This window comes from Capilliphycus salinus ALCB114379, assembly GCF_047276495.1.
Taxonomy (GTDB): domain Bacteria; phylum Cyanobacteriota; class Cyanobacteriia; order Cyanobacteriales; family Microcoleaceae; genus Capilliphycus; species Capilliphycus salinus.
Genome location: NZ_CP178543.1, coordinates 1,078,563 through 1,091,722, shown reverse-complemented (window position 1 = coordinate 1,091,722; position 13,160 = coordinate 1,078,563). Strand labels below are relative to the sequence as shown.

Annotated in this window: 11 protein-coding genes; 7 read left to right on the top strand and 4 right to left on the bottom strand. The window is 42.2% G+C overall.

Features of this window, described 5'->3' with window-relative positions; genetic code table 11:
- Positions 1 to 18 precede the first annotated feature (18 nt).
- Positions 19 to 1,125, top strand: coding sequence for an alkene reductase (locus ACL6C3_RS04625; RefSeq protein WP_413165753.1), 1,107 nt, complete (start codon positions 19 to 21; stop codon positions 1,123 to 1,125).
- Positions 1,126 to 1,303: 178 nt separating this feature from the next.
- Here the strand turns inward: ACL6C3_RS04625 and ACL6C3_RS04620 are convergent, their stop codons facing one another.
- Positions 1,304 to 1,540 (bottom strand): pyruvate formate lyase-activating protein, encoded by a 237-nt coding sequence (locus tag ACL6C3_RS04620; RefSeq protein ID WP_413165751.1) that lies wholly within the window; start codon positions 1,538 to 1,540, stop codon positions 1,304 to 1,306.
- 386 nt (positions 1,541 to 1,926) lie between these two features.
- Positions 1,927 to 2,796, bottom strand: coding sequence for a glycerol acyltransferase (locus ACL6C3_RS04615; protein ID WP_413165749.1), 870 nt, complete (start codon positions 2,794 to 2,796; stop codon positions 1,927 to 1,929).
- Positions 2,797 to 2,905: 109 nt separating this feature from the next.
- Between ACL6C3_RS04615 and ACL6C3_RS04610 the strand changes: the two genes are divergently transcribed.
- A complete protein-coding gene (locus tag ACL6C3_RS04610) occupies positions 2,906 to 3,328 on the top strand; it encodes a CoA-binding protein (RefSeq protein ID WP_413165747.1) in 423 nt (140 codons plus the stop codon).
- A gap of 360 nt (positions 3,329 to 3,688) precedes the next feature.
- Here the strand turns inward: ACL6C3_RS04610 and ACL6C3_RS04605 are convergent, their stop codons facing one another.
- Positions 3,689 to 5,965: a RelA/SpoT family protein gene (locus ACL6C3_RS04605; protein WP_413165746.1), complete on the bottom strand. Its 2,277-nt coding sequence runs from the start codon at positions 5,963 to 5,965 to the stop codon at positions 3,689 to 3,691.
- A 666-nt stretch (positions 5,966 to 6,631) separates the two neighbouring features.
- Between ACL6C3_RS04605 and patD the strand changes: the two genes are divergently transcribed.
- The 5 genes from patD (at position 6,632) to ACL6C3_RS04580 (ending at position 11,131) form a co-directional block, all read left to right on the top strand.
- Positions 6,632 to 6,988: a heterocyst frequency control protein PatD gene (patD, locus tag ACL6C3_RS04600; RefSeq protein ID WP_413165745.1), complete on the top strand. Its 357-nt coding sequence runs from the start codon at positions 6,632 to 6,634 to the stop codon at positions 6,986 to 6,988.
- Between the two features lie 12 nt (positions 6,989 to 7,000).
- Positions 7,001 to 8,515 carry a glycosyltransferase family 39 protein gene (locus ACL6C3_RS04595; protein WP_413165743.1) on the top strand — a complete coding sequence of 505 codons (1,515 nt, stop codon included), beginning with the start codon at positions 7,001 to 7,003 and terminating at the stop codon, positions 8,513 to 8,515.
- 120 nt (positions 8,516 to 8,635) lie between these two features.
- On the top strand, positions 8,636 to 8,920 hold the full coding sequence (locus ACL6C3_RS04590; RefSeq protein ID WP_413165741.1) for a prevent-host-death protein: 285 nt from the start codon (positions 8,636 to 8,638) through the stop codon (positions 8,918 to 8,920).
- Between the two features lie 5 nt (positions 8,921 to 8,925).
- A complete protein-coding gene (locus ACL6C3_RS04585; protein WP_413165739.1) occupies positions 8,926 to 9,324 on the top strand; it encodes a type II toxin-antitoxin system VapC family toxin in 399 nt (132 codons plus the stop codon).
- Positions 9,325 to 9,478: 154 nt separating this feature from the next.
- A complete protein-coding gene (locus ACL6C3_RS04580) occupies positions 9,479 to 11,131 on the top strand; it encodes a dipeptide ABC transporter ATP-binding protein (protein WP_413165738.1) in 1,653 nt (550 codons plus the stop codon).
- Between the two features lie 146 nt (positions 11,132 to 11,277).
- Here the strand turns inward: ACL6C3_RS04580 and ACL6C3_RS04575 are convergent, their stop codons facing one another.
- Positions 11,278 to 12,369 (bottom strand): ISAs1 family transposase, encoded by a 1,092-nt coding sequence (locus ACL6C3_RS04575; RefSeq protein WP_413160293.1) that lies wholly within the window; start codon positions 12,367 to 12,369, stop codon positions 11,278 to 11,280.
- Positions 12,370 to 13,160 lie beyond the last annotated feature (791 nt).

The following is a 13,160-nucleotide window of genomic DNA, read 5'->3' as shown; positions in this document are numbered from 1 at the left end:
CAAAATAGTGAATTGTTAATGAATACTCCCCTTAATCTTTTTTCCCCGGTTCAACTGGGCGCTTATACCCTGCCTAACCGAATGATTATGGCACCGATGACCCGTTTACGGGCGGATGGAACGGTTCCAACCCAACTGATGGGAACTTACTACGCTCAACGGGCCGATGCTGGATTAATTGTAACCGAATGTACGATGATTTCACCGCTTAGTAATGGTTACATGAATTGTCCGGGAATTTATTCGCCCGAGCAAGTTGAAGCTTGGAAACTCGTCACCCAGGCGGTTCACGATGCGGGGGGGCGGATTTTTCTGCAATTGTGGCATAGTGGACGGGTGGCGCATTCGTCGCTGTTGGACGGTCAACAGCCCGTCGCCCCCAGTGCGATCGCAGGCGAAGGACAGCTACACACGCCCGTTGGGAAGGTGCCGCTAGAGACGCCTCGGGCTTTAGAAATTGATGAAATTTCAAAGATTATTGAACAGTTTCATCAAGGGGCGAAAAATGCGATAGAAGCGGGTTTTGATGGGGTAGAATTGCACGGGGCGTTTGGTTATTTAATCGATCAATTTTTACAAGATGGTTCTAACCAACGTAACGACAAATATGGCGGTTCTGTGGAAAATCGCGCCCGTTTTTTATTGGAGGTGGTTGAGGCGGTAACGCAGGTTTGGGGCGGCGATCGCGTGGGGATAAAATTATCTCCGAGTAATACGTTTTATGGGATGAAAGATTCCGATCCGAAGGCGACGTTTAGTTATGTTATCCAAGAATTAAATCGGTTTAATTTGGCTTATTTGCATTTGATGGAACCGAACGAACAGGATTTGGCGAATCGTGAGGTTTTGAATCCGGTTTTGCCCATTTTTCGCCCCATTTATTCGGGAACTCTTGTTACAAATGGCGGTTATACTCAAGAAACAGCGAATATTGTTTTGGGTGAAAATATGGCGGAGGCGGTGTCGTTTGGTCGGTTATTTTTAGCGAATCCTGATTTAGTAAAACGGTTTGAACTCAACGCGGTTTTAAATGAACCAAACCCCCGAACTTTTTATGGTCAGGGGGCAAAAAATGCTGAAAACGGTTATACTGATTATCCGTTTCTCGAACCGTTAAACGTTTAATTGAGTGAACAGGAGGGTTAATCCCTCCTCAATTTCGGTCAACAGAATTATGAATTATGGATTATAAGTTATGAATTGAAAATTAATTCTGGGAGTACAAAGATTTTTGACATCCTCCCGCGATTCCTTTGTCAGAATTCATAATTCAGCATTCATAATTTCGTCACTTGCCCAGAGGCTATTTTACACCCACAAGAACGGATTTGACGGGCTGTAATTTTCCCGCATAAAGACCGGGTGCTTGTGCTTCGATCACATTTCCCGTTTGCGGACAAGTTACCATCAAATAGTCGCAAACCGAACATTCTGTTTTAGTACGATCGCTATAGTGCCAACGTTCAGCCAAAGCGCCACAATTCGGACAGTGAACGGCTTGTTTAGTTACGGTTTGAATTGATTTTTGTTTTGTAGTCATTTTAAACACCAACTGTGTGATTGAGTAGAGGTTTTTAAGTGAGGTTCAATTGATTACCGATCTCAGGCTGTGGAGATGTAACCAGGGGTGACTCCCTATGATTCCTACAATTCTAGAGTCACAGAAAAGAAGGATAAATCTTGTTCTACTTATCCTTATAGCTTCTCATCAACGAGATCTCCTTTAAATCCTTCTTTCGGCATATTTCATTGATCCCCGAGTATAACTTCTGTAGATTTTCCTGATTTTATAGAGCATCTTATCACAGGTTTCTCCAAAAACGAGCAATTTTTTTCGTGAAGATACTTTAAGGTTAATCCTCAAAAAAGATTAAAAAAAGTTAAACAAATCAGACAAAACGGGGCATTAAGACTAATTTAATACTATCAACGGTTTCGGGCTTCAACCGATGCCACTAAACCGTTAAGTTCTTGCTGCATTTGGGTTTTAACCTGCTCATAACAAGTCTCGACATAATCGTGATCTAGAGCGGCTTTCCGGCCATAGCGTTCAAAGTAAATGGGCGCACAAACCCGGGTATAAATTTGAGCAGGTAGAGGAAAATTCGGCAACGGCCCGATGCTAATTCCCCAAGGAAGACCCAGATAAATGGGAAACACTTTGGGGTCAATACCCAATAACCAAGGCATTCCCCACTCGTGCAATTGTTTGGCCTGTTTGTAAAAATCTCCTAAGACAATTAAAGTATCGTGGGCGCCCCAAGAAATGAGGGGAACAATGGGAACTTCTTCTCTTAAAGCCAGTTTGATAAAGCCTTTACGTCCAGCAAAATAAATTTGATTTCGCATGGAATGGGGACGAAAAACGTCTTCGCCTCCTCCCGGATAAACGGCGACTGCTGCATTGCGTTTAAAAGCGGCGATCGCCATTCGCGGATGGGCGATCACGGCACCGCATTTGATCGCCTGACTCGCCACTCCCGGCGCCGCTTTCCACATATTCGGGTGCATCAACCCATATAATAAGCGATCGGTTCCAAAACGCCGAAACCAGTCATATAAACTCATGTGCATATCCGGTGAGGCTAAACCGCCATTGTGGGAACCGACGATCAGAAATTTATCCTCTGAGGGGACATGGTGCCAACCGTCTGTTTCCACGCGAAAATAGTACCGATAAAACCATTCCCAAACGGGCATTAAAGCGTTAATATAATCGGGATCGCGTTCATCTAAAGACCAACCATCGTAGGGAGAACGAGAAACAGAGCGACTGGGATAAGCGGAATCAAACACTGCGATTAAGAATTTTAAATATTACCAAAGCCTAAGATAATCTAGTTTTCCAAAAAGTGCCAATAGATAAAGATAAACTAGAGATTAGTTTTCCCACTCGCGCCGTCTCATGGTAAACTTCAATCTAGAGGATAAAATCATCGCCGAGATTCTCAGCAACGCTCAAGTGATTGCGGTTGTAGGTCATTCTGATAAACCCTCGCGAACCAGTTATCAAATTGGCCAGTTTTTACGCAATGTCGGTTATCGAGTTTATCCGGTTAACCCAACGGTAACGGAAATTGACGGTCAACCTTGTTATCGGAGTTTAACAGAAATACCGGAAAGAATTGATATTGTTAATGTGTTTCGTCGCCCGGAATTTTTATCAGAAATTGTCTCGGAAGCGATCGCAGTTGAGGCGAAAACTGTTTGGGGACAATTGGGGGTTATCGATGCAAAAGCGGCCCAAATTGCTGAAAATGCCGGCTTAAATTTGATTATGGATCGCTGCATTAAAATTGACTATACCAGACTCAAGCCAATTCAGTAGAAACCCGGTAACTTTTATGAAACCAGGTTTCTAGAATAATATCCCGGCTTCTTTTCCCCCCTTACAAAGGGCAGGGCTGTTTCATTCTCAGTTAAAAATTGCCGGGGGGGGATGGGGGGATGGGGGGATGGGGTGGTGGGGAGAGGTCTTTTTTCTGATGAAAAATAACTTTTTATTAATAAAAATTCTCCCAATCTCCCTACCTCCCTACCTCCCCACCTCCCCACAAATCAAGTTTTAGGGCTAGAACGAAACGGCCCTGCCTTACAAAGGGGGGCTAGGGGGGATAAAAGCCAGGATAGGAGGTTAGGAACTTTGGATTGAAAGTCCCACTTTTTAAGGGGGATATAGGGGGATAAATTAAGCCTTTTTCAAGACCTTATTCACACGTCGCAGGTTCAACACATCGCTGATATTTTTAATCTGAACACAGGTGTGTTCGAGTTGATCGCGATCGCAAATTTCTATCCCCAATTCGATCAGTGCCGGTGAATCTCGGAACGTTTTCACTTGGGCGCTACAAACATTGACGTTATTATCTTTTAATCGGGATAAAATATCATTCAAAACACCAACGCGATCGAACACTTCGATTTGAATTTTCACCCGATAAGTTTGAGGACGAGTTCCATTCGCTGTAACCGGATTCCAGCTAACCGGAATTAAGCGATCGCCAGAAGCTTTATTAACATTTTCACAACCCTGTCGGTGAATAGAAATTCCTCGGGTTCGAGTTACCACCCCAATAATCGGTTCGCCGGGAATCGGACTACAACACCCCGCAATTCCATATAATAACCCCTCAACTCCCGCAATCGGCGATTTACTCAAAGAAGACGCCGGACAGGTGGGAGGAATCATGTTCGCCAGTTGAAGATTGGTCTGGGATTCTTTTAGAGACGCTTCCTCAATGTGACTGTTCCCTTTAACCGCATCTCGGAGTCGATTAACCACTTGATTTAAAGTGACTTCACCGTATCCCATAGCGGCTAATAAATCATCAACACTGTGATAATTACATCGTTGAACAACGGCTTGCATGGCTTCGGATTTTAGCAAAGACTCAAAGCCATTTTTACCCATTTCTTTTTCAAGTAAACTGCGACCTCGGTCAATATTTTCTTCCCGATGCGATCGCTTGTACCACTGACGAATTCGGTTTTTCGCCGTGCTAGTTTTAACAAAATTCAGCCAATCTAAACTCGGATGAGAACTTTTTTGAGTGAGAATTTCAACAATATCTCCATTCTTCAATACCGTATCGAGAGGAACAATGCGATCGTTAACTTTCGCCCCTTTGCAATGGTTGCCAATTTCGGTATGTATTCGATAGGCAAAATCCACCATTGTCGCCCCTTGACAAAGTACAATTACATCGCCTTCGGGCGTAAATACATAGACATCTTCATCGAATAAATTATTCTTGACACTCTCTAAATACTCATTGGCATCTTTAAGATCATTTTGCCATTCTAATAATTGCCGCAACCAAGTAAACTTATCATCCGCATTACTCATCTTGGTATAACTCGAACCGCCCGTTTCTTTATACTTCCAATGGGCGGCGATCCCGTATTCAGCAATATGGTGCATTTCTACCGTGCGAATTTGCACTTCTACCGGACGTCCTGTACTGCCGATCACGCCCGTATGTAGTGATTGATAGCGGTTCGGTTTGGGCAATCCAATATAATCTTTAAACCGACCCGGAATCGGGCGAAAAGCATCGTGAACAATGGCTAAAGTGCGATAACATTCTTCTTTTGTTTCCACAATTACCCGCAGGGCTGCCAAGTCATAAATCTCGTGAAATTGCTTTTGACGGTGGTGCATTTTACGATAAATGCCGTAAAGATGCTTGGGTCGCCCGGAAACTTCATAGGATTTGATCCCCGCTTGTTCGAGTCTAGTTCTCAATGAATCCGCGACTTCGGCTAACTTTTCTTCGCGAATATTTCGCTTATCTGCCACTAAAGTTTGAATCTCTCGATAAGCCTCGGGTTCTAAATATTTGAAGGATAAATCTTCTAACTCCCATTTAAAGCGACCAATCCCCAAACGGTGGGCTAGAGGGGCAAAAATTTCTCGGGTTTCTAGAGCAATACTCCGACGTTTGTGATCGGGTAAAAACTCCAGGGTTCTCATATTATGCAGTCGGTCTGCTAATTTAACCACAATCACCCGGATATCTTTTGCCATTGCCAAAAACATTCGGCGAAAATTTTCGGCTTGGCGTTCGGTTTTGTTAGAAAAATTGAATTTTGAGAGTTTAGTTACCCCTTCTACAAGCTGTCTAACTTCCGAACCAAAATGACTTTCAAGTTCGTCGGGTGTAACTTCCGTATCTTCGATCACATCATGCAAAAATCCGGCAGCAACTACCGTCCCTTCACTGCCTAAATACCGCAATAATCCCGCCACCGCAATCGGATGATTTATATAAGGTTCTCCGGATTTGCGATACTGTCCCTCGTGTAATTTATAGGCAAATTCAAACGCTTTGCAAACAATCTCACTATCGGGACAAGATTGATCCGAACAAGTATTATGATTGTGATATTGATGCAAACACTGTTGTAACCAGTCGGGAATGTTGCAGTCGTAGTTGATTGGGGTTGTTAGAGTGCGAGTGTTCATGGCAGTTAAACCTAAGAATTACAGATAAAAATTCACGGCCGACAAGCGACGTTTATCTTGCTTTTTTGAGGGAAAATAATAGGGAAGTAGAAGTTCTACTCAGTTGCTCCGAGCTTGCAATTTGTTGAATTTCAAGTACAACAATAGCTGAGTTGCTTTTTGGTTTGCGGGTCGAGCATGAACAAAGCAACATCCGCAAATATTGAAGTTTAGAGCAGTTTTTCCCTACGAATCATAACAAGTATCAAATCGCTGTCTCACCCGGTGAGGGTAAGGGAAGTGATGATAGGATGAAGTTACCCGTTGTCAGCGGTCTCTAATCAGTTCTCCATAGTGGACTGATATTGACTCTGTGTATCCCCGTTTCCCCGGTCTGACAAACTGGGAGAGTTTTCATTTCTCTCAGTGGTACTGATAACTCTTTCTTCATCTTTTTTTTGGTGAGTCAGTAGATTTGAGTAGCGCGAACTTGGTATAACCACACCACTGTTCTTGCTTGATGCTAACTCACCGAATCGAGCGTTGGATGGGGATTGTCAACCCTCAAGACTTTACCGAATCCGGCTTTCGTCTCTGGGGGGTTGTAAGCGGAATTTGCCTAATCTTAAGATTCTAAAGCTTTAAGCTTTGGTTAATATTGACAGTATATACGAATTTCTTAACATTATGTTACCTGAACGGCATCGTCAAGCGATCGCTCAACTGCAACAGACCCTCGAACACCTACAAAATCAGTTAACAGAGGCGAATCTGGATAAAGTTACCCTGACTGCTGCTTTCAGACAAGCCCAACAGCTTTTAGAGAATATCCTTCAGTTGGGGGATGGGGATGTATCTCCCTCGCTGGTTTCACCTCTACAATCCTATTTAACAGAAATCCACAAACAGATGCGACTTTTAGAAATGGATTTTCGGTTTCTACAAACCTCTCGTCAGACTGCAACCCTGCAAACTCGGCAAACTCAAATGCGATCGCGTGTTGCTACCCTGATAGGCTATTGTAAGTCTTTATTAGACAAATAATAGCATAGACGAATGAAATCTCTGTACCATTTTAACAAATCCACAACTTTGTCTATCGGATTTGTTATTTTCGGTGTCTTGGTGCGTCTGGTTCAATATCTCAATAATCGCTCTTTGTGGTTTGATGAAGCTAACTTAGCGTTAAACATCGTTAACCGTTCCTATCTCCAGTTACTCAGTCCCCTGGAGAACAACCAAGCCGCACCCCCCGGTTTTTTGTGGATTGAAAAACTATCCATTCAAGTTTTTGGCAATACCGAATATGCGCTGAGATTGTTTCCCTTTTTGGCGGGAATTGTCTCTTTGTTGGCGTTATTTATATTCGCCGAACGTTACGCCTCCAGATGGGCCGCACCTATCGCCATCGCTCTTTTTTCCAGTTTACCCTATATCGTTTATTATGGCACTGAACTTAAGCAATATTCTAGCGATATTATGATTGCTTTATTGCTGAGTTTGTTACTCGTTCCAGTTCGCTATAAAATTCTCAACAAACGACAAATTATAGTTTTTTTTGTTATTGGAGGAATCGCCATTTGGATTTCTCATCCGGCAATTTTTACCCTGGGAGGACTGGAACTGGCTTATCTAATTACTACACCCAAGCAACAGCGAAAAGCCCTATTATTCAACAGAATCCCCATTTATCTAACTTGGCTTTTTAGTTTTGGCTGTCTGTATTTTCTCACGATTAGCAATACCTTAAATAACGATAATCTCGTTGACTCTTGGAAAGCCAGATATCCTCAATCGATTTTGGATATCCTTTGGTTACTCGATGCGTTGGGGCGATTTTTCTATAGACCATTGGGTTTTATCGGAATAATAGACGGCGTGGCGATATTGGCGTTTATTGTCGGTTGTGTCGCCTGTTATCGGCGAAATCGGATTATATTTATGAGTTTAACTGCGCCCGTTATTACCACTTTAATCGCCAGTTATCTCCATAAATATCCCTTTCGAGAACGTTTAATTTTATTCCTGGTGCCGTTTTTTCTGATTTTAATTGCCGAGGGCGTTATTTTTCTAATTTCTCAAACAACCCAACCTCAAACAACCCAACCCAAAAAATGGGTAAAACGATTCGGTATATTTGTCTTGGTTGCGTTATTGATTCATCCGATTACAAATTCAACCTCTATCATTTTTAAACCCGAACTCAAACAAGAATTTAGACCGATTCTCGAATATGTTAAATCCAATCAACAACCGGGCGATAAAATTTATGTCTATTTCAAAGGTATGAGTCACATGAAATATTATGCGCCAAAACTCGGCTATTCTCAAACCGATTATATTTTGGGAACCTACGAACTCCCCGACGAAGGCGAAATTTTACCCGCAGAATGGCAACGATATCAACAAGAATTTGAACCCTTCCGAGGTCAAAAACGAGTTTGGATAATCTTTAGAGTTGATGACTCCGAAGAAGAAACCCTATTATCTTATCTCAATCAAATTGGTCGCCAAGTTGATATCTACAAACAAAAAGGCGCTTTCGTTAGTTTGTATGATTTGAGTTCATAAATTTTTCCGAGAACTCCAATTTTTTATCAAACCCCAAAATAAATAGGCCGCACCCGTTAAATCCGTGCTAAACTCATGCTAAAATTAAATGTAAACCAACAAAAATCAACCGCGTTTTCTATGAATGACTCAGCCACATGGAATCTAACAGAAGCCCAAAAAAAATTTGTTCAACTTATTCAAGCCGTCCGTGAAAATCCACAGCTAATTACTGACGATCAAGGAAAAGTCGTCGCTGCTGTTATTGAAATTGAAACTTTCCAAAAATTTATCAATTGGAATCAACAAGAAAAACAACAATCTGTAGGGGATGCTTTTGCAACTCTCCATCAAATTTGTGCTGAAGAAAATTATACTCTAGAAACTCCCAAACGCCTTGATCGTCCCGATCCATTTATTCATTGATCTCAATGAGTTATCTTTGTGATACAAACATTATTAGTGAACTTGCGCGACCCCAACCCAATCCGGGTGTTTTGAACTGGAGTCGTCAGATTTATTCAATTAAACTCAGCGTGATTACCCTCGAAGAAATTTATTACGGTTTGGCTTCAAAACCCAATTCTAGAATTAAAACTTGGTTCGATCAATTTCTAGAAATGTATTGTGATATTCTACCCATAACCGATGAAATTGCAAAAATGGCGGGTGAGTTGCGAGGAAAACTCAGAACTCAAGGTCAACAGAGAACCCAAGCCGATATGCTAATTGCAGCAACAGCAAACGTTCATCAATTGACGTTAGCTACACGCAATATTCACGATTTTCAAGATTGCGATATTCAACTTTTAAATCCATTTACAGATTAGTTTTTTTCTCACTTTTTATCAAAAGTACCCCGTTCGCTGGCTATTTAAAATGAAGAGTTTTTGACAACTTCTCAATCCTATTTCTTTTGAACCTATTGTCAATTTTCCCCGAAGCGTGATAAATCAATAAATGAATTTTAACCTGCCATTCCCCATGTCCGATCCTCTTTTTTGCGTCGAACATCTCCGAGTCGCCTACCCCAGTCGCAGCGATACCGTAACTTGGGCGGTTGATGACGTTTCTTTTACCCTCAAACCCGGAGAAAAGTTGGGGTTGGTGGGGGAGTCCGGTTGCGGAAAATCAACCCTCGGAAGGGCGGCGATGCGGTTGCTTCCAGACCCCACAAAAATCGAAGGGCGAGTCACCTTTGCGGGAAAGTCGGTGTTTGAAATGAACCCCGGACAGTTGAGAAAGTTTCGCGGCGAAGCGGTGGCGTTGGTGTTTCAGGACCCGATGACCCGTCTTGATCCCTTGATGACTATTGGCGATCATTGTATCGAAACCTTGAACGCCCATCAACCCCAACTTTCTCGCTTGCAAGCCAAAGAAAAAGCGATTGAAACATTAGAATCGGTGAAAATTCCGGCGAGTCGTTGGTCGCAATATCCCCACGAATTTAGCGGCGGAATGCGTCAACGGGTGGCGATCGCTTTGGCGTTACTTCTCGACCCGAAATTAATCGTAGCCGACGAACCGACAACCAGTTTAGATGTTACCATTTCCGCCCAAATTTTGCAAGAATTAACGAGATTGTGCGAACAACGGGGAACGGCTATTTTATTAATTTCCCACGATTTGGCAATGGTCGGGGAATATTGCGATCGCATGGCGGTTATGTACGGTGGAAAAATGGTCGAAATGAATACAACCTCCCAAATTTTACAACAGCCCCAACACCAATACACCCAATCCCTTTTAGATGCCGCTTTACACCTCCAAGCCGTCGAAGAAAGTTCGGAAACTTCTCCCGATTTAGAGAAAAAACCCCAACCGTTATTGAGTGTTAAAAACCTCCAACAACACTATACATTAGAATCGAATTTTATTCAACAGTTTTTCACCAAAAATAAATTAGCCATTAAAGCAGTAGACGGGGTAAGTTTAGACCTGTATCCCGGCGAAATCTTGGGACTGGTCGGCGAGTCCGGCTGTGGAAAAAGTACATTATCTCGAAGTATTTTACAGTTGGTTCGTCCAACGGGCGGAAGCGTTGAATTTGGAGGTCAAGAATTAACAAGTTTATCTCTTGAAAAAATTCGTTCCTATCGCCGCCAAATGCAGATGGTTTTTCAAGATCCCCTCGCCTGTTTAAACCCAATGATGACCATCGGACAGGCAATTTCCGACCCGCTTTTTATTCATAAAATGGCAACCCCAGAAGCCGCAAAAACGCAAGTATTAGCCATGTTAGAACGAGTTGGATTAACACCGGCATCGACTTATTTTGAACGTTATCCCGGCGAATTGTCGGGCGGACAACAGCAGCGAGTTGCTATTGCGAGGGCGTTAATTACCCGCCCCCAATTAGTGATTTGTGATGAACCGGTAAGTATGTTAGATGCCAGCGTTCAATCGCAAGTTTTAGCCTTAATGTTAGAACTGAAAGAAGAATTTAATTTAACCTATTTGTTCATCACCCATGACCTTTGGGTTGCGAGATATTTATGCGATAGAATAGCCGTAATGAACGCCGGAAAAATTGTAGAAATCGGTTCAACAGAAGACCTTTTTAAACATCCCCAACACCCCTACACCCAAACCCTTTTGGGTGCGGCACCGTTGTTAGCCCGTTCCATTAATTCCTAAGCCTTAAAAAACCCCTATGTTCAGGTTCCATTAAATATAACAGAAAAACCGGGTTTCTTAGAGAAACCCGGTTTTTAGGAATTTTCTACCCCCACCAACCTCCCCAATCCCCCCTTAAATCCCCCCTTAAAAAGGGCAGGGCCGTTTCATTCTAACAAAATCCAAAGCCTAGACCACCTGTTATTAAGCCATCTTTGACCCTCTGTAATTGACACAAAGCCTAAAAGTCTAAAAAGATTAATTGCAATAGTTTGAAGAATCGATAAATTCGTTCGTGCTTGAAAGTGAGCTATAGAAGAATCATCTTCTTTGAAGATCACATCCTTGACCCAATGCAAGCGATTTTCAATTTGCCAATGACCTTTTATTTTTTCAGAAAAATAATCGGCTTTTTCCCAAACGCTACTGATGTAGTAAGCGACTTGATGATAGTCCTTTTTACCTCTTTTACCCCATCTTTCAACTCGGATTAAGCTTTTAATTTCATACCAACTAGATTTCAGGGAATCTATACTCTTGAAGACAGCTACTTGGCGTTGAATTTGGCGACCATGACTTTTATCTTGCTCTATCTTGATACTCAAAGGCTCTTGATTGTGGGCGACAGACTCTAGAGCTTGATACAATTTTTTTTGATTCTTTTTGACGGTGATTAAGTAGTGATTTTTTGATTCAATAATTTTTTTAACGGTTTGCTTTTGGCAGTGCAAAGCATCCAGAGTAAATACTTGATTCTTCAGGGGAAAATCTTCGATGATTTCTTGGACTTGCTTAATTTCTGAACAGCGTTTGTTCTCAAAGCAATTTAATCCCAATACAACTTGATATTCTTGACTGTACAAGGAAACAAATGAAACAAAGTTTTGATGAGAGTTGCCAAAATTGTCTACAGTGCTGCCTAAGCTTTTGCCATCAATACAGACCCAATCCCTCAAATCATCAGATTCACATAGACTACTAGACCATTGATTAAAAATGTCCTGAAGATTTGACCAGTCTACTCCCATCAGAACTCGTCTTATGGTTGATGAAGATGGAACTTTTGGGGATGAAATCTTAAATTTTTTAACAATTAGCTGTTGATTGGCTTTGGCAAAATCTCCCATCGCTCTATACCCTAAGTATCCCTGCATCGCTGCCAAAATTACTATCAATAGCACCAACCATAATGGATGCCTTCTGCCCTGGCGGCGGCGAAAGTCCTTGACTTTTTTAAGTTCTTTAATTAGACTATCCATAGATAAAATTTAAGAAAAAACTGGCGATTGCTATCATTTTACATCCGGCGCGATCGCCAGTTTTATTGTTCAATTCCCGCCTTTAAGAATCAGAGTGGAACAAGCCGTTTGAGTCAGGCGATCGCTATGTTTTTCTAAGATTTTAGGTGTTCTGAAGAAAAAAGGGGTGAAACTGCTTCCAATTTTAGCTCCTCGCGATCGCAAAATTTTAGAATGAAACAGCCCTGCCTTAAAAAGGGGGGTAGGAGGAGGCTATTTATTAAAGAAAACCGGTTTTTAGGAATTTTCTACCCCCACCAACCTCCCCAATCTCCCCTTAAATCCCCCCTTAAAAAAGGGGGTAGGAGGAGGCTATTTATTAAAGAAAACCGGTTTTTAGGAATTTTCTACCCCCACCAACCTCCCCAATCCCCCCTTAAATCCCCCCTTAAAAAGGGGGGTAGGAGGAGGCTATTCCCTCTCCATTAATAAATAGTCCGATAAGGGACACAATTTCCCTCTCCAACTAATAAATAGTCCCTTTGGGACACAATTTCCCTCTCCAACTAATAAATAGTCCCTTTGGGACACAATTTCCCTCTCCTCGTAGGAGAGGGTTAGCCAGAGGTGGAGAGGGTTAGCCAGAGGTGGAGAGGGTTAGGCAGACGTCAAAATAAGTTCTAAAAAAATGGTATAACAATGAGAGTACATCTTTAAGTATCCGTACAGTTACCCTCAAAAAACACAAATACAGTTAGGGTTCACTCATCTACCGGAGGTGAAAAATTGTCACCCAAATCATCAAAAACCGC

Coding starts and splice junctions, on each gene's coding strand:
- ACL6C3_RS04575 (WP_413160293.1), bottom strand. CDS start 12,369: ATGGATAGTCTAATTAAAGAACTTAAAAAAGTCAAGGACTTTCGCCGC.
- patD (WP_413165745.1), top strand. CDS start 6,632: ATGTTACCTGAACGGCATCGTCAAGCGATCGCTCAACTGCAACAGACC.
- ACL6C3_RS04620 (WP_413165751.1), bottom strand. CDS start 1,540: ATGACTACAAAACAAAAATCAATTCAAACCGTAACTAAACAAGCCGTT.
- ACL6C3_RS04580 (WP_413165738.1), top strand. CDS start 9,479: ATGTCCGATCCTCTTTTTTGCGTCGAACATCTCCGAGTCGCCTACCCC.
- ACL6C3_RS04610 (WP_413165747.1), top strand. CDS start 2,906: ATGGTAAACTTCAATCTAGAGGATAAAATCATCGCCGAGATTCTCAGC.
- ACL6C3_RS04605 (WP_413165746.1), bottom strand. CDS start 5,965: ATGAACACTCGCACTCTAACAACCCCAATCAACTACGACTGCAACATT.
- ACL6C3_RS04590 (WP_413165741.1), top strand. CDS start 8,636: ATGAATGACTCAGCCACATGGAATCTAACAGAAGCCCAAAAAAAATTT.
- ACL6C3_RS04585 (WP_413165739.1), top strand. CDS start 8,926: ATGAGTTATCTTTGTGATACAAACATTATTAGTGAACTTGCGCGACCC.
- ACL6C3_RS04595 (WP_413165743.1), top strand. CDS start 7,001: ATGAAATCTCTGTACCATTTTAACAAATCCACAACTTTGTCTATCGGA.
- ACL6C3_RS04625 (WP_413165753.1), top strand. CDS start 19: ATGAATACTCCCCTTAATCTTTTTTCCCCGGTTCAACTGGGCGCTTAT.